This is a genomic window from Micromonospora tarensis, from assembly GCF_016803395.1.
GTDB lineage: Bacteria > Actinomycetota > Actinomycetes > Mycobacteriales > Micromonosporaceae > Micromonospora > Micromonospora tarensis.
Map to the genome: position 1 here is coordinate 1 of NZ_JAEVHL010000153.1, position 15947 is coordinate 15947.

General features: G+C 73.1%; 13 protein-coding genes and 3 pseudogenes. 9 read left to right on the forward strand and 7 right to left on the reverse strand.

Annotated elements, in window-relative coordinates:
• The coding region (locus JM949_RS24135; RefSeq protein ID WP_203150595.1) for an acyltransferase family protein at positions 1-1131 on the reverse strand (1131 nt) is incomplete at its 3' end.
• Between the two features lie 149 nt (positions 1132-1280).
• Between JM949_RS24135 and JM949_RS24140 the strand changes: the two genes are divergently transcribed.
• Both JM949_RS24140 and pseI read left to right on the forward strand, forming a co-directional pair.
• On the forward strand, positions 1281-2468 hold the full coding sequence (locus JM949_RS24140) for a glycosyltransferase family 2 protein (RefSeq protein ID WP_203150596.1): 1188 nt from the start codon (positions 1281-1283) through the stop codon (positions 2466-2468).
• Positions 2469-2601: 133 nt separating this feature from the next.
• A complete protein-coding gene (pseI, locus tag JM949_RS24145) occupies positions 2602-3654 on the forward strand; it encodes a pseudaminic acid synthase (RefSeq protein WP_203150597.1) in 1053 nt (350 codons plus the stop codon).
• A gap of 109 nt (positions 3655-3763) precedes the next feature.
• Here the strand turns inward: pseI and JM949_RS24150 are convergent, their stop codons facing one another.
• The 5 genes from JM949_RS24150 to JM949_RS24165 form a co-directional block, all read right to left on the reverse strand.
• A complete protein-coding gene (locus JM949_RS24150; protein ID WP_309232300.1) occupies positions 3764-4231 on the reverse strand; it encodes a hypothetical protein in 468 nt (155 codons plus the stop codon).
• A complete protein-coding gene (locus tag JM949_RS24155) occupies positions 4215-4970 on the reverse strand; it encodes an SDR family NAD(P)-dependent oxidoreductase (RefSeq protein ID WP_203150598.1) in 756 nt (251 codons plus the stop codon). The genes JM949_RS24150 and JM949_RS24155 overlap by 17 nt, the downstream gene beginning before the upstream one ends.
• Entirely contained in the window at positions 4963-5292 is a 330-nt protein-coding gene (locus JM949_RS37655; protein WP_309232301.1) for an AMP-binding enzyme, read from the reverse strand. Before JM949_RS37655 ends, JM949_RS24155 begins: the two co-directional genes overlap by 8 nt.
• Positions 5265-6038 (reverse strand): AMP-binding protein, encoded by a 774-nt coding sequence (locus JM949_RS37660; RefSeq protein WP_309232302.1) that lies wholly within the window; start codon positions 6036-6038, stop codon positions 5265-5267. The genes JM949_RS37655 and JM949_RS37660 overlap by 28 nt, the downstream gene beginning before the upstream one ends.
• 183 nt (positions 6039-6221) lie before the next feature.
• Complete coding sequence (locus JM949_RS24165) at positions 6222-6473, reverse strand: acyl carrier protein (protein ID WP_091401397.1); 252 nt, start codon at positions 6471-6473, stop codon at positions 6222-6224.
• Positions 6474-6573: 100 nt separating this feature from the next.
• Between JM949_RS24165 and JM949_RS24170 the strand changes: the two genes are divergently transcribed.
• On the forward strand, positions 6574-7083 hold the full coding sequence (locus JM949_RS24170) for a GNAT family N-acetyltransferase (protein ID WP_203150599.1): 510 nt from the start codon (positions 6574-6576) through the stop codon (positions 7081-7083).
• Positions 7084-7186: 103 nt separating this feature from the next.
• Here the strand turns inward: JM949_RS24170 and JM949_RS24175 are convergent, their stop codons facing one another.
• A complete protein-coding gene (locus tag JM949_RS24175; RefSeq protein WP_203150600.1) occupies positions 7187-8923 on the reverse strand; it encodes a glycosyltransferase family 39 protein in 1737 nt (578 codons plus the stop codon).
• Between the two features lie 365 nt (positions 8924-9288).
• On the opposite strand from JM949_RS24175, the gene pseB reads away from it, so the two are divergent.
• The 6 genes and pseudogenes from pseB to JM949_RS24205 all read left to right on the forward strand — a co-directional run.
• A complete protein-coding gene (gene pseB / locus JM949_RS24180; RefSeq protein ID WP_203150601.1) occupies positions 9289-10272 on the forward strand; it encodes a UDP-N-acetylglucosamine 4,6-dehydratase (inverting) in 984 nt (327 codons plus the stop codon).
• Positions 10269-11423 (forward strand): annotated as a pseudogene (locus JM949_RS24185) (DegT/DnrJ/EryC1/StrS family aminotransferase); the annotation flags it as partial. The gene pseB and the pseudogene JM949_RS24185, both read left to right, overlap by 4 nt.
• A 12-nt stretch (positions 11424-11435) precedes the next feature.
• Entirely contained in the window at positions 11436-12284 is an 849-nt protein-coding gene (locus JM949_RS24190; RefSeq protein ID WP_203150604.1) for a hypothetical protein, read from the forward strand.
• Positions 12274-14099, forward strand: a pseudogene (locus JM949_RS24195) (class I SAM-dependent methyltransferase). Before JM949_RS24190 ends, JM949_RS24195 begins: the two are co-directional and overlap by 11 nt.
• Positions 14096-14842 carry a glycosyltransferase family protein gene (locus tag JM949_RS24200; RefSeq protein ID WP_309232303.1) on the forward strand — a complete coding sequence of 249 codons (747 nt, stop codon included), beginning with the start codon at positions 14096-14098 and terminating at the stop codon, positions 14840-14842. The pseudogene JM949_RS24195 and the gene JM949_RS24200 overlap by 4 nt, the downstream one beginning before the upstream one ends.
• Positions 14839-15947 (forward strand): annotated as a pseudogene (locus tag JM949_RS24205) (PseG/SpsG family protein); the annotation flags it as partial. The gene JM949_RS24200 and the pseudogene JM949_RS24205, both read left to right, overlap by 4 nt.

Consider the following 15947-nt stretch of genomic DNA (forward strand, 5'->3'; position numbering starts at 1 on the left):
GGCGGCTGGCCCGCCGGCCGGGCGTGGCGCGGGGATGGGTGCGGGGCGGGCCGGACGGCGCGGCGCGAGCCGGCGCATCATCGGAGTCTCCACGAAGCGGTGCAGCAGCCCGGCGAGGATCAGGTTTCCCACCAGGAAACCGAGCACCACGGCCGGGCCGCGCCAGCCGTTGAAGCCGGTCCCCCAGTCCCCGGTGAAGCGCAGCACGCTCGTCATCACCAGCACGTGCACCAGGTAGAAGGCGAAGGAGACCTCACCGAGCCACACCAACGGCCGGGACCGCCACGGCGAGCGCCGACCCCGCACGTCCGCGTCCGCGGCGGCGGTGATCACCAACAGGTACGCGACCGCGAGCAACGTGGTCCACAGCTCGGCGCGGATCCACTGCGCGGCCGCCACCCAGGTCGCCACGAAGATCCCGCTGGCCACGGTCAGCCCGGGACCACGCCAGAGACCCCGGCGCATCAGCTCGGCCGCGACCGCACCCAGCCAGAACTCCAGCGACCGCACCGGCGGGAAGATCTGGGTGAACCACCAACGGCTCACCTCCGGCACCAGGTGCTGGGCCGGCCAGAGGGCGAGGATCAGCAGCGGCAGCGCGACGATCAGCACCCAGAGCAACCTCGGCCGGGCCCGGCGCAGCAGCGGCAGCGCCAACGGCAGACAGAGGTAGAAGAAGAACTCGCAGGAGAGCGACCAGCTGACCGTGTTGATGCTGTAGAACCAGCCCGGCCGGGGGTCCCAGGCCTGCAACAGCAGGAGGTTCTCCAGCGCGGCCGCCGGCAGGACCGGGTCGGCGAAGAACCAGGCGACAGCGATCGTCGCCCCCCACAGCACCAGGTGGTTCGGATAGATCTTGGCGACCCGCCGCCGCCAGAAGGTGCGTCGGGAGTCCCCCGTGCGGGCCGACCAGACCAGCACGAAGCCGCTGAGGATGAAGAAGAACTGCACCCCGGAGAGGCCGAGGGTGAACAGCGCGTCGATCACGGCCTGGTAGTCCGGCTCGGCGATGATCCGCATGGTGCCGGCGTGGAAACCGAAGACCAGCAGCGCGGCGATCCAGCGCAGCCCGGTCAGCGAGGGTAGCCGGGCCGGTGCGGAGGCGGCCGACGGCGCGGCGTCGCTCGTCATGCCGGGATCCCGAAGCTGCGCAGGGTCACCGGGGCACCCTACCGGGCGGCCGGCGTTAACCTTCCGCTCGGCGGGAGTTCAGCGACTCCACCATCGGCGGCAACGTCAGGTTCCGGGCCCGGCCACCCAGGTCGTCGAAGGTGGCGGACGTGGTCAAAGAGCCGACGCACGCGCCGCTGCTGAGCATCGTCGTGCCCGTGTACGGCGTCGAGGCGTACCTGTACCAGTGCCTCGAGTCGATCCGGGCCGACATCCCGGCGGGCGAGTCGGACGCGGTCGAGCTGATCGCCGTCGACGACGCCTCCCCCGACGGCTGTGGTGACATGCTCCGCTCGTACGCCGCCGGCCGAGACCAAGTCCGCGTCGTGCACCTGAGCAGCAACGTCGGTCTGGGGCTGGCCCGCAACGCCGGGCTCGACGTGGCCACCGGCCGGTACGTGTGGTTCGTCGACAGCGACGACTGGCTGCCGCCGGGCACGATCCGGGCGGTGCTGGACCGGCTGCGCCAGCACGAGCCCGACGTGCTGATGCTGGACCACCTGCGGGTGCACGAGGACGGCCGGCGGGAGGTCGACGCGAGCAGTCACCTGCTGGGCGGAGTCCCCGGCGTCACCCGCCTCGCCGACCAGCCGCAGCTGCTGCGGGTGCAGCACACCGCCTGGAACAAGGTCGTCCGGCGGGACTTTCTGGACGAGTTGGAGCTGCGCTTCTTCCCCGGCTGGTACGAGGACATCCCGTTCAGCCACCCACTGTTGATCGGTGCGGAGAAGATCTCCGTGCTGGACCGGGTCTGCTACCTGTACCGGCAGGGCCGCCAGGGTGCCATCACCTCCACCCGCAGCGGCCGGCACTTCGACGCGTTCGCCCAGTACGAGCGCCTGATGGCGTGGGTCGCGCGCCGGCACCCCGACGAACGGTTGCAGGCCGAGCTGTTCGAGCTGATGATCAGCCACTACCTGGTGGTGGTGGGCAACGACGGCCGGCTGCACCCGCACCTGCGGCGGGCCTTCTTCCACCGGGCCGCCGCGCACTACCGTCGGTACCTGCCAGCCTGCGGCTACCCGCTGCCCCCGGGCGTGGCCGGGCTCAAGCACCGCCTGGTCGGGCGGGGTGACTGGGTGGCGTACTCGGCGCTGCGCCAGGCTCACCGGGTCGCCGGGCGGCTGCGTCGGCCCGGCCCGGCAGGGGGTGTCGAGACCGGTTCGACGGATGGTGCGGACACCCGCGCGGCCACCGCCGACGAGGACCCGAGCCGAGGCGCGGTCGCCGCGACGACGCGGGACGGTGGGCTCGCCCCACACCGACACGACGCGCTGGCCGGTGGCCGGCTGCCGTGATCGTCAGCACCGCACACCACGCCGGGAGCCCTGTCGGTTCCCGGCGCCCTGGTTTTCCAGGTCGTCCGCCCGTCGGGTGGACGACGACAGCACCACCGCACCCCGGTGCGGGCGTACCGGAGCAGAGGTCGGAATGACGGCGACAATCAAGATCGGACCGCACGCGGTCGGTGCCGGGGAGCGACCGTTCGTGGTCGCCGAGATGTCCGGCAACCACAACGGCGATCTGAACCGGGCGCTGGCCATCGTCGACGCGGTGGCGGAGAGCGGGGCGCACGCGCTGAAGCTCCAGACGTACCGACCGGACACCATCACCATCGACGTCGACACCCCGGCGTTCCGCATCTCCACCGGGCACGAGCTGTGGGGCGGGGAGAACCTGTACCGCCTCTACCAGCGGGCGCACACCCCGTACGAGTGGCACGCGCCGATCTTCGAGCGGGCCCGCGAGCGGGGCCTGACCGTGTTCTCGTCACCGTTCGACGCGACCGCCGTGGAGCTGCTGGAGTCGCTGGACGCGCCCGCGTACAAGATCGCCTCGTCGGAGCTGGTCGACCTGCCGCTGATCCGGCTGGTGGCGAGCACCGGCAAGCCGATGGTGATCTCCACCGGGATGGCGACGGTCGCCGAGATCGACGCCGCCGTGCGCACCGCCCGCGAGGGTGGCGCGGCGGGCATCGTCCTGCTCGCCTGCACCGCGTCCTACCCGGCGCCGCCGGCCGACAGCAACCTGCGTCGGCTGCCGGTGCTGGCCGGCGCGTTCGACGTGCCGGTCGGGCTCTCCGACCACACCCCCGGCATCGGGGTGGCGGTCGCCTCGGTCGCGCTCGGCGCCTGCTTCATCGAGAAGCACGTGACGCTGGACCGGGCCGACGGCGGGGTGGACTCGGACTTCTCGCTGAACCCGGCGGAGCTGACCGCCCTGGTCGCCGAGTCCGGTCGCGCGTACGCCGCGCTGGGGGGCACCGCGATCGGACCGACCCCGGCCGAGCGGGAGGGGCTGCGGTTCCGCCGTTCGCTGTTCGTGGTCGCCGACGTCCGGGCCGGTGACCCGGTGACGGCGGACAACGTCCGCTCGATCCGCCCGGCCGGCGGGTTGGCCCCGGTGGAGATCGACCGGGTCCTGGGCCGCACCTTCGCCACCGACGTCCCGCGCGGCACCCCGCTGAGCTGGGACCTGATCTGACCGTCCGCGCCACCGGGTTGCCGGGCCGGGCCGCGGTGGAGCAGGGCTGACCGCCGGTCGAGCTGACCCGGACATGGGGCAGCTCGACCGGCCACCCAGCACAGCAGGGCTACCGACCGCGGCCGGCTTCCGGCAGGTCCGGGTGACGCAGTGGCAGCGCGGGCGCGAAGCCGACGGTGACGACCAGGTCGGCCACGGTGAGGGTCCGCCAGACCGCTGACCCGTCGGCCGGCGTGCCCAGGCCGTGCCGACGCCACCACAGCGCCACCGGCACGTCGGCCAGCTTGCAGCAGCACTCGGCCCGGGTCCACCGTGCCCAGAAGTCCGGCACGCCGAACCGGCGGGCCAGCGCCGGCGGCACCGGGGCCTGCGCGCGTTCCGCGTCGATCGCCACCCGCCACCCCGGCGTCGGCGGGCCGTACCAGCCGACACAGCGACCATCGTCGAGGTGGCTGCGGGTCGTCGCGTCGGTCAACTCGGCGGGTACGCCGATGCGCAGGTGCCGTTCGGCGGCGGCCAACTGGCCCGGCACCGGACGGGGCCGGGCCAGCTGGGTCAGGTCAGACGGAGGCGGCACCGTCCACCACGATGACCTGGCCGTTGATGTTGGTGTGCTCCCGCAGCAGCATCCGCACCACCGGAGTGACCTCCTCCGGCTCCGTCAGGTGACCGGTCGGGGTGCGGCGCACGATCTGGTCGAGCTGGGTCGGGCCGAGCACGGCGGACATCTCCGAGGCGAAGAAGCCGGGGGCGACCGAGTTGACAAGCATCCGGCCGCCCAGCTCCCGAGCCAGCGAGCGGGTGGCGGCGTCCATGCCGCCCTTGGTGGCCGAGTACGCGACCAGGCCCGGGAAACCACGCTGCCCGCAGATCGAGGTGATGTTGACGATCCGCCCGCGTAGCCCCTTGGCGAGCATCCGGCGGATCACCAGCCGGGTGAGCTGCAACGGCGCCGTCAGGTTGGTCTCGATGATCCGGGCGAGGTCGTCGGTGGCGGTGTGCGCGTGCAGGGAGTCCTGCCCCATGGCGGCGTTGTTGACGATGCCGTCGATCGGGCCGAGGCGTTGCTCCACCTCCCGGACGAAGCTCTGCGCGGCCCGCAGGTCGGTGACGTCCACCGCGCCGACGTGCACCCGGTCCGGGTGCTCGGCGGCGAGCTTCTCCAGCTCCGGGGTGACGGTGCGGGCGAACGCGGCCACCCGGACGCCCGCGGCGAGCAGGTCGGTGACGATGGCCAGGCCCAGTCCCCGGGAGCCGCCGGAGACGAGGACGACGGAGCTGGGCGGGACGAGTGGGGTGTCGGCGGGGTCAGACATCGCTCTTCAGGGTCTCCTTGACAGGAATGTCGGTCAGCACGCGGATCCGGCGTGGCACGGCGTGTTCGGGAAGCCGGTCGGCGCACCAGCGGACCAGCGCGGCCTCGTCGGTGTCCACGGAGGACGGCGCGAGGACCACCTCGGCGACCACCATCCGGCCGAGCACCGGGGCCCGGCGGCCGGTCACCCGGGCCCAGGCCACCGCCGGATGCCCGGCGAGCACGCCACGGACCACGCCCGCGGAGACCTTGCTGCCACCGACGTTGATCTCGTCGGAATCCAGCCGACCGGTGATCAGCACCCGGTCGTCGGACACCTGCACCCGGTCCCCGGTGCGCACCGGCCGGCCAGCCCGACACCGTGGTACGGGGAGGTCACCACCAGCTCGTCTCCGCGCACCGAGAGCGTCGGCCGACCCGGGATCTCCCGGTCCAACCAGTCGACCGGGAACCCGGCCCGGCCGTCGTGCACCACAATGGACGCCCCCACCTCGGAGGACGCGTAGATCCAGGAGATCCGGGCCAGCGGGAAGAGCTCCCGGACCTGGTCCAGGATCGCCTGGTCCACCGGTTCGCCGCCGAGGGTGAGCTGGCGCAGCGGCACCCGGGCCAACGCCTCGGCGTCCCGGTAGAGGGTGCGCCGCCAGAAGGTCGGCGTGCCCGAGGCGGCGTCGACCCGGTGCGCGGCCGCGATCGTGGGCCAGTCGTCCAGCTCCTCGGGTTCCACCACCACCAGATGCTGGCCGGGCTGGGTCAGCGACAGGGTGACCACCTGCCACCAGGCGTACGTGCCGGGGGCGTACGGGCACAGCCAGGTCCGGTCGGGTTGGTCGGCCCGCACTGTGGTCAGCGTGTCGAGGGTGTGCCCGACCCGCTTGGGACGCCCGGTCGAGCCTGAGGTCAGCAGCCAGAGCCGGCCGGGCTCGGCGGCCCGTGGCCGGGCCGGGGCGCTCGGGTGCACGCCGTCGTCGTCGAGGACGCTGACGGTGAACCCGGCCTCCAGCAGCTCGGCACGCATCGCCGGGTCGACCCGGCGCACGGTGCTGAGCAGCAGCTCGGTGCCGTGCACGGCGTGCTGCCTGGGCGGCGGCGAGCGCGTGCACGGCGGAGTGGGCGAGCACCGCCGCCGGACCGGGCAGCGTCGGCGTCGGCAGCGAACGCCAGGTCAGCGCGGCGCCACCGACGACGAGCCGATTGTCGACACCGGCTGGCTCCGGGTGCGCGGTGGCGTCCGCACGCGGAGGCGCGACGGTCACTGGTGTTGCAGCTCGACGAGGAAGTCGAGGACGTCCCCGACGGTGGCGATGCGACGTAGGCCGGGGGCGTCGAAGTTGAGCTCCTCCCCCGTCTCGTCCTCCACCCGCAGGGCCAGCTCGGAGAAGTCCAGCGACCGGAAACCAATCTCCCGCAGCTGCGCGGCGTCGTCCGCCGGCAGCTCCTTGTCCTGGTTCTTCAGCACCTGAGCCATGAGGTCGCGGATCTGCGCGCGACTCAATTCGTTCATGCGCCGCAGTCTACAACCCAACGAATGGATATCTGATTTCCCGGTCGGCCCGGGTAAAGTGCCCGGACCCGACGTGAACGGCTAGGAAAGCGAGACGCACGTGCTGCGCGAAGCGACGGCGGACGACGTTCATCTGATGTTGTCCTGGCGTAATCAGGAAACCAATCGGCAGGTCAGCAAGACCAGTCACGAGATCACCGCCGAGGAGCACGCCCGGTGGTGGTCGGCGGTGCGCGGCGACCCGTCCCGACGGGTGCTGGTGTACCTCCGCGACGACCGGCCCTGCGGCGTCGTCACCTTCTTTGACCTGCGGCTGGACGGCCCACGCACCGGAGCCTGGGGCTTCTATCTGGACGCCGACGGGCTGGCCGCCCGGAGCGAGACGCTGCCCGCCTGGCTGGGCGTCATGCGGGAGGCCGTCGAGTACGCCTTCGACGGGCTGCACCTGGACCGGCTCGACGGCGAGGTGCTCGGCCACAATACCGTCGTACGACAGATGAACCGGCGTTTCCGATTCGTCGAGGGCACCCCGAGGCAGGAGCTGTCCGACGGCCGGGAAATCACCGTCATCCCGATTTCGCTGGCCCGGGCCGACCGCCGTCAGCGCTGATTACCGGAAACGGTTCCGGGCTGGACGGAAAGCATTAACCGAGCGTGTTCCCGGTGGACATCCGCCGTTCACGATCAGCCGATGTCCACCGCCACGGACGGGGTCAGGACCGCCGCCAGGCCGCCCAGTGTTGCGCCGGGTTGCCGCCGAGCCGGACGAAGCCGGACGCCGCGCCGTCCCAGTCGTCGGCCTGGCCGGGCGCCCAGCGGACGAACACCACCTGCGCCGCGGCCGGCGGCTGCCGGTCGCCGAACCACCGGACGTCGGTCCAGGTCACCTGGTGGCTGAGGTTGAACCGGAGGATGTAGGGCACGCCGGTCGAGGCCCAGACCCGCTCGCCGGGGCGTACGCCGAGGTCGGCCACCTCGGGGGTCGGCGCGGCGCTCGCGACGAACGGCCGCACGATCCGTTGCTCGATCACCTGCATGGTGACCAGGTTGACCACCACCAGGGCACCGAGGACCGGCAGCCGCAGGCGGGTCACCCAGCCCGCGGCGAGGAGCAGCAGACAGCCGGCGATGCCGACAAGCGTCCCGACCACCGGGCGCAGTTCCCGCCATCCGTCGGTCAACACCATCAGCTCCGGCGCGCTGAAACCGCCGTAGCGCAGCGAGTGCCCCTGGCTGGCCACGTAGGCGAGCCGGGCGGCGATCACCGCACCGCCACCGACCAGCAGCGCCACCGCGACGGCCAACCGGTGCAGCACCACCCGTCGTCCGGCGGTGAACAGCACCCCCACCCCGACCAGCAGCCAGAACGGCGCCAGCATCTGCACGTAGCGGCCGTAGATCGCGTCCAACGGCTTGCCGGTGATGCCGGCCAGGATCACCGACGCGCCACCGGCCACCCCGACGGTCACCACCAGCGCCACGCCCATCGTCCAGCGGACGGCGTCGTCGTGCCGGGGCCGCCACAGTTCGCTGACGGCGGCGGCCCAGGCCACCCCGGCCAGCCCGAACGTGATCACCACGAGGTACCAGAGCTGGGTGCTGACGGCCGCGCTGGCCCGGGCCACACCGTGGGCGGAGGCGACCGCCTGGACCGTTCCGCCGCCGGGGTTGTCGCCCAACAGGTACACCTTGCCGCCGAGATACCGGATGGCGGCCTCGTTGACCAGCGCCAGGGCGAGCACCGGCAGCAGCGCCGCGAGCACCCCGGACGGGTTGATCCGGCGGCGGACGAACAGCAGCAGGACCAGCCCGGCGTGCACCGCCACGATCACCAGGCCGCGCGAGTGCAGCAGGTGGAAGCCGCCGACCGACAGCCCGACGGTGGCGGCGGCGAGCGGGGCGGGCCGGGTGATCCAGCGGTGCACGGCGAGCAGCCAGGCGACCACCAGCGGCGCCATCACCGCGTCGATCATGGCGACGCCCGCGTAGAAGACGGTGGCCGGCAGGGTCGCCGCCACGACCGCGCCGAGCAGCGCGTACGACCGGCGCAGCGGGAACAGGCGACGGACGAGCAGGTACGCCAGCGGCAGCAGCGCCGAGTTCACCATCGCGTTGATCAGCTGGACGATCCGGTAGCTGTCGGCGAAGTCCCGGTCCCCGAGGAACGCCGGCGAGATCAGCATCGGGTAGCCGACCCGGCGCAGCAGGTCGTTCTCGCTGCTGAAGCCACCCGGCCCGCCGGCCAGCGCGCGGGCGGTGTTGAGGTAGCTGTCCTCGTCGGTGTGCGCGATCGGCAGCACGACGTGCCGGGACAACCACATCCGCCAGGCCACGCCGAGCAGCCAACCGACGACCAGCAGCAGTGGCACCAGCCAGCGCCGCGCGGGCGGGGCGCCCACTGTCCCGACCACCGTCGCCGGCCGTTCGACCACGTCACTACCGGATGCCATCAACGCCTCCAGAACCGCCGTCCGAACCGGGCCCGCGCGGGTCCGACGGGCACGTCGGCCCGCGACGGCGGCGCTCGGGGTGACCCGCTCGCACCGAGCCGGTGCGGATGTCGGGTGGACGCGGGAACCGGCTGGCGCAGGCCGCCGGGTCGCTCGCGCGCGGTCACTGTAGCGGCCCGATTCGGCCTGGTCAGCCCACATCCCGGAGGTTCGGAAGTGTTCGCCTGCGCGGTGCCCGGCATTCATGGGAGCAGAGGTTGCGGTTCACCGGCGAGCGCCGAGGCGTTAACCCGCCATGGCTAGCGTGTCACCCCGGTCGGCCGGCCCAGGGCCGCTCGTTCATCCACGAACACGGGAGCACCACATTGAGTGAGTTGAATGGATCGTCCATTCTGATCACCGGGGGAACTGGTTCCTTCGGCAGGACGTTCCTCCGGCACATCCTCAACGAGGCCGACCCCGCCCGCGTGGTGGTGTTCTCCCGCGACGAGCTCAAGCAGTACGAGCTGCGCCAGCAGCTCGGCGACGACCCCCGGCTGCGCTGGTTCATCGGCGACATCCGGGACCGGCACCGCCTCACCCGCGCCATGCACGGCGTGGACCACGTGGTGCACGCCGCCGCGCTGAAGCAGGTGGACACCGCGGAGTACAACCCCTCCGAGTACATCGCCACCAACATCACCGGCTCCCAGCACGTCGTCGACGCGGCGATCGAGGCCGGCGTCAAGAAGGTCATCGCGCTCTCCACCGACAAGGCGTCGAGCCCGATCAACCTGTACGGCGCGACCAAGCTGGTCGGTGACAAGCTCTTCGTCTCGGCCAACCACTACGCCGCCCAGCACCCCACCCGGTTCGCTGTGGTGCGCTACGGCAACGTGGTGGGCAGCCGCGGCTCGGTGGTCCCGCTGTTCCGCCGGCTGGCGGCCGAGGGCAAGAGCCTGCCGATCACCGACAAGCGGATGACCCGCTTCTGGATCACCCTCGACCAGGCCGTGCAGTTCGTGCTGGACTCGTTCGACCAGATGCAGGGTGGCGAGCTTTTCGTGCCGCGCATCCCGAGCATGCGCATCCTCGACCTGGTCGAGGCCGTCGCACCGGAGGCCACCACGCACGAGGTGGGGATCCGGCCGGGCGAGAAGCTGCACGAGGAGATGATCGCGCCCGACGACAGCCGGCGGACGCTGCGCGCCGACGGCCGGTTCATCGTCCAGCCGACCATCGCCACCTGGGGCTACCAGCCACCGGCCGACTGCGACCCGGTGCCGGACGGCTTCGCCTACCAGTCGGACACCAACGACGAGTGGCTCACCGTCGAGCAGCTGCGCGACATGCTCGGCATCACCGCATGACGGGGATGCTCCCGTACGGCCGGCAGTCGATCACCGAGGACGACATCGCGGCCGTCGCCGACGTGCTGCGCGGCGACTGGCTCACCACCGGGCCGCAGGTCGACGCCTTCGAGGCCGACCTGGCCCGGTGGACCGGCGGGGTCGGTGTCGCCGCCGTCTCCAACGGCACCGCCGCGCTGCACGTGGCGTACGCGGCGGCCGGGGTGCGACCGGGTGACGAGGTGGTGGTGCCGCCGATGACGTTCGTGGCGACCGCCAGCAGCGCGGTAGCCCTCGGCGCGAAGATCGTGTTCGCGGACGTCGACGACGAGACGTTCTGCCTCGACCCGGCGGCGGCCGCCGCCGCGGTGACCTCGCGGACGACCGTGGTCGCCGCTGTCGACTACGCCGGCCACCCGGCCGACTACGACGCCCTGCGCACGTCGCTCAGGGGCAGCGACGCGCTGCTGCTCGCCGACGCGGCGCACTCGATCGGCGGGACGTACCACGGTCGGCCGGTCGGTTCGCTCGCCGACCTGACCACGTTCTCGTTCTTTCCCACCAAGAACCTGACCACCGCGGAGGGCGGCGCCGTCGCCGCGCTGGACCCGGAGATCCTGAAGCGGGCCCGCCGGTTCCGGGGCGTCGGCGTGGTCCGCGAACGCGACGAGCTGCGCTTCCCCGACGAGGGTGGCTGGCACCAGGAGGTGCACGAGTTCGGGCTGAACTACCGGCTGCCGGACGTGCTCTGCGCCCTGGGCCGCAGCCAACTGCGCCGGCTCGCCGCGTTCAAGGCGCGCCGGTCCGCGCTGGTCGCCCGCTACGACCAGGCACTGGCCGACCTGGACGGCGTGCTGACGCCCACCCGCAAGTCGTGGGCCGACCCGGCGTGGCACCTCTACCCGATCCGGGTGCTCGACGGACGCCGCCGCGAGGTGTACGACCGGATGCGGGCCGCCGGCATCGGTGTGCAGGTCAACTACCTCCCGGTGCACTGGCACCCGGCCTTCGCCGAGCTGGGCTACCGACGCGGATCCTGCCCGGTGGCCGAGTCGTTCTACTCCCAGCAGCTGTCGCTGCCGCTCTACCCGGGGCTCAGCGACGCCGACCAGGACCGTGTCATCGACGCGCTGACCGCGGCGGTGCGGGTCGCGCGGTGCGCTCCGCCGCCTGATGGGAACCTGATGCACCACGCCAACCACTTCTACGGCCACGCGCACGTGCTGGCCCGGTACGCCGGCCTCGGCGACCGGCACCCACCACGGATCAACGGGTACGTGCAGCACGGCTGGAACATCGGCGACGGCCTGGCCCCCGGGCACCCGTACGCCGAGCGCACCCCCAGCCTGCTCTGGTCGGAGCAGACCCGCCGCCGGGCCTGGTCGGTGGGGCGACGCAACGTGGTCGTCATCGGCGCGCCGTTCAGCTACCTGCTGGCCATCCGACCCGAGGAACCACCGGCCGAGCAGCGGGAGGGCACCATCTGGTACCCGTTCCACGGCTGGGAGGGCCAGCACGTCAAGGGCGACCACCGCAAGCTGATCGCCCTCATCAAGGACACCGAGCCCGGCCCGGTCACGGTCTGCCTCTACTGGCACGAGTACCGGATGCGCCACGTGCGCCGGCTCTACGAACGTGCCGGGTTCCGGGTGATCTGCCACGGCTACCGGGGCCACTGGTGGAAGGACACCGACCCGTACTTCCTCGACAAGCAGCTCACCGAGCTGCGCCGGCACCGCCGGGTAGCCTCCAACCGGCTGACCAGCGCGATCTTCTACGGCATCGCGGCAGGGTGTGAACCGGCCGTCTACGGCGACCCGATGATCCTGTCCAACGAGGACCCGACCTTCGGCGGCACCGCCCGGATCCGGCGGCAGTGGCCACAGCTGCACGGCAGCACTGTCGACCTGCCCACCGCGGTCGAGATCGCCCGCGCCGAACTGGGCACCGATGACCGTTGCACGCCGGCCGAGCTGCGCGAGCTGCTCGGTTGGGCGAACCTCCAGGAGGAAGAGGAAGACCGTGACGACTGAGACGGCACCCGCCGGCCGGATCACCCTGCCGGGCGGCGAGATGCTGGCCTGGTCGGACCTGCCGCGGGAACGGTTGACCGACGGTGGGCCGCTCGCCGCGTTGACCGCGCGCCTGGTGCCGCCCGGCGCCCGGGTCCTGCTGGCCGGTCCGCACGACCCGGCGCTGCTCGACCGGCTCAGCCACGCCGAGGTGACCTGCCTGCTGCGCAGCCATCCGGACGCGGTGGCGCTGGCCGACCGGCCGCCCACCTGGTGGTGGGCGGCCCGGCCGGGCTGCCCGACGACGAGACGTACGACGTGGTGATCGCCGCCGCCGGGCTGGACCCGGTGGAGTCGGTGGAGGGCACCCGGCTCGGCTGGGACGCCGTGCTGGCCCGACTCGTCGCCGCGGTGCGACCGGGGGGCGCGTTGCTGCTGCGCCTGGACAACCCGCTCGGACTGCACCGGCTGGTCGACACCACCCCCTGGTACGCCCGCCGGGACGACTCCGCCTGGGCGATCGCCGGCGTACTGGACCGCGCCCACCCGGCCAACCGCGACCAGCTGCGCGAACGGCTCACCACGGCGGGGCTGCGACCGGTCGCGTGCTGGGCCGCCTACCCCGACGTCAGCGCCCCGACGGCGCTGCTCGACACCGACCACCTCGACCGGGACGCGGGCTCCGGCCTGTTCGACGCGGTGCTGCACGGCGCCTGCGCGAGCGGTTTCACCAGCGCCGCCGTTCTCCAGGACCCGGCCCGGCTGGCGGTGGACGCGCTGCACGCCGGGCGGGCCGCCGACCTCGCACCCGGCTGGCTGACGCTCGCCCACCGGCCCGCCGACCCGGCCGACCCGGCCACACCGACCGCCGACGGGGACCTGCCGGTGGTGCTGGCGCAGACCGGCCGCCCCGACATCGGCGTGCTGGAGGTGCTGCACGGCCCCTCCGGATGGCGCTGGGGGCTGACCTCGACCAGCGACGTGGACCCGCCCGTGGTGGCGCCGTTCGCCAGCCTCGAGGCCGCGTACCGGGACCCGGACGCGCTCTCCGGGCCGGTGCCGTCCGGCCGGCTGCTGCGTACCCTGCTGCTCGACGCGGCCCTGCGCCGTGACCTGGCGACAGTGCGCACGCTGCTGCACGGGTACGCGGGCTGGCTCGCCGATCAGGCCGACGCCGACGGCCGGATCGCCGGCGCGGCGGCGCTGGCCGGCGCCGACAACGTGGTGGTCGACGGCGGGCGGTACGCGGTGCTCGACCCGAGCTGGCGGGCCACCGCCGCGCTGGACGTCGACGTGGTGCTCGCCCGGGGGCTGTGGCGCTTCGCGGCGGACCTGCTCACCGGCGGGTACGCCCATCCGTGGCCGTCCACCCTCGACGTCGCGGGTCTGACCGTGGTGCTCGGTGGTGTCGCCGGCCACGACCTGGACCGGGCGACCGTCACCGAGGCGGTGGAGACCGAGGCGGCCATCGCCGCCGCGCTGCACGGGCTGGACCCGAACGGCCGGGTGGACCTCGCCAACCAGCTGCACGCCGTGACACCGACCGACCCGCCGGTCGGCGGGCACAGCTATCAGCAACTACGCGAGGCGTGGCTGCGCCAGCGGGAGGAGCTCACCCGGCTGGCCGCGCTGACCGCGTGGACCGAGGAGCTGCTCACCTCGCGGGAGCGGGCACTGCGTCGGGCCGAGACGACGATCGGCCTGCTCAGCGGGTCGATCAGCTACCGGGTGGGTCGACTCGCCATCACCCCGGCCCGGCTGGCCAAGCGCGGCGCCCGCGCCGCCAAGCGTCGGGCCACCGCCGTGCTCGCCCCCAAGCAGGAGGAGCAGCAGTGACCGGCGACGCGGAGCCCCGGATCGTCGGCATCGTGCAGGCCCGGATGGGGTCGTCCCGGCTGCCCGGCAAGGTGCTCCGCCCACTCGCCGGGCGGACCGTGCTGGGCCGGGTGGTGCGCGCCGCCCGCGACAGCGGCGTCCTGGCCGATCTGGTGGTCGCCACCAGCACCGACGCTGTCGACGACGCGGTGCTGGCCGAGTGCGAACGGCTGGGCGTACCGTGCCACCGTGGGCCGGTCGACGACGTGCTGGACCGGTTCGTGGGTGCCCTCGCGGCGCACCCGGGGGACGCGGTGATGCGGTTCACCGCCGACTGTCCGCTGCTCGACCCGGAGATCATCGCCCTGGTCGCGTCGGTGTACCGGGCGGTCCCCGGGCTGGACTACGCGAGCACGTCGATCGCCCGGACCCTGCCCCGGGGGCTGGACGTCGAGATCATTCGAGCGGACACGCTACGCGCCCTGGGTCGGATCGCCACCGACCACCACCGTGTGCACGTGACCTCCTACGCGTACACCCATCCGGAGCTGTTCCGGGTGCTCGGGGTGACGCTCACCCCGGACCGGTCCGCGCTGCGGCTGACCCTCGACACCGAACAGGACTGGACGCTGGTCAGCGCCGTCGTCGACCATTTCGGTGACGTCAGCGTGCCGGTGGCCAAGCTGGCCGACTGGCTGGCCGGTCAGCCCCGACTGCGCGCGCTCAACGCCGACGTACGCCAGAAGCAGCTGGAGGAGTCCTGAACACCCTGCGGGTCGGGTTGCGCTGCGACGCCGGTCCACGGCGGGGCGTCGGCCACCTGGTGCGCTGCCTGGCGCTCGCCGAGGAGTTCCTGGCCCGGGGCGCCGACGTCGCGGTGTTCGGCACCGTCGAACGCCTCGACTGGGCCACCGCCGAGCTGGCCGCGCGGGGCATCCCGCTGTTCCCGGGCCCGGATTCGCCGGCCGGGCTGGTCGAGGCGGCCCGGCGACACGAGCTGGACGTGGTGGTGCTCGACTCGTACGAGCTGGACCCGGCCGGCGCGGGCGCGCTGCGCGCCGCTGGCGTGTTCACCCTCGCCATCATCGACGGGGACAGCCGGGGTCAGGTCGCCGACCTCTACCTCGACCAGAACTTCGGCGCGGAGCTGCCCTCCGGGGCAGGGCTGCTCTCCGGGGCGGAGCTGTCGACCGGGGCGGGGCTGGCCTGCGGGGTTGGGCTGCCCGGGCGGTTGCTCGCCGGCAGCGGGTACGCCCTGTTGCGCGACAGCGTGATCAGCGCTCGACCGCCGCTCGCCCCGCCCGCCACGGCGGTCAGCCGACCCCGGGTGCTGGCCTTCTTCGGCGGCACCGACGCGGTCGGCGCGGCCCCGGCGCTGACCCGGGTGCTGGTGGCCACCGGCCATCCGATGGACCTCACTGTCATCGTCGGGCGACCCGAGATCGAGGCCGAGGTCGAGGACGTCACCCCCGGCCGGGGCCAGCTCATCCGGCCGGTCCCGCCCACCGGCTCGCTGCCGGCACTGATCACCGAAGCGGACCTGGTGGTCAGCGCCGCCGGCACCTCCACCTGGGAACTCTGCTGCCTCGGCGCGCCCGCCGCGCTGGTCTGCGTGGTGGACAACCAACGCGAGTCGTACCACCGGGTGGTGCGGCACGGCCTGGTCGCCGGTCTCGGTGAGCTGCCGGAGCTGACCGCGCCCGGGGTGCCCGGGCGGGCCGCCCGAGCCACGGCGGCACGGACGCTGCACGGACTGCTCAGCTCGCCGCAGCCGGCGCGCGGCGCTCGCCGCCCGGGCCTGGTCCACCGTCGACGGCAGGGCCTCGCCGCCCGGGCCTGGTCCACCGTCGACGGCAGGGCCGCGCCCGG

Coding starts and splice junctions, on each gene's coding strand:
- pseI (WP_203150597.1), top strand. CDS start 2,602: ATGACGGCGACAATCAAGATCGGACCGCACGCGGTCGGTGCCGGGGAG.
- JM949_RS24155 (WP_203150598.1), bottom strand. CDS start 4,970: ATGTCTGACCCCGCCGACACCCCACTCGTCCCGCCCAGCTCCGTCGTC.
- JM949_RS24165 (WP_091401397.1), bottom strand. CDS start 6,473: ATGAACGAATTGAGTCGCGCGCAGATCCGCGACCTCATGGCTCAGGTG.
- JM949_RS24175 (WP_203150600.1), bottom strand. CDS start 8,923: ATGGCATCCGGTAGTGACGTGGTCGAACGGCCGGCGACGGTGGTCGGG.
- JM949_RS24190 (WP_203150604.1), top strand. CDS start 11,436: ATGCACCACGCCAACCACTTCTACGGCCACGCGCACGTGCTGGCCCGG.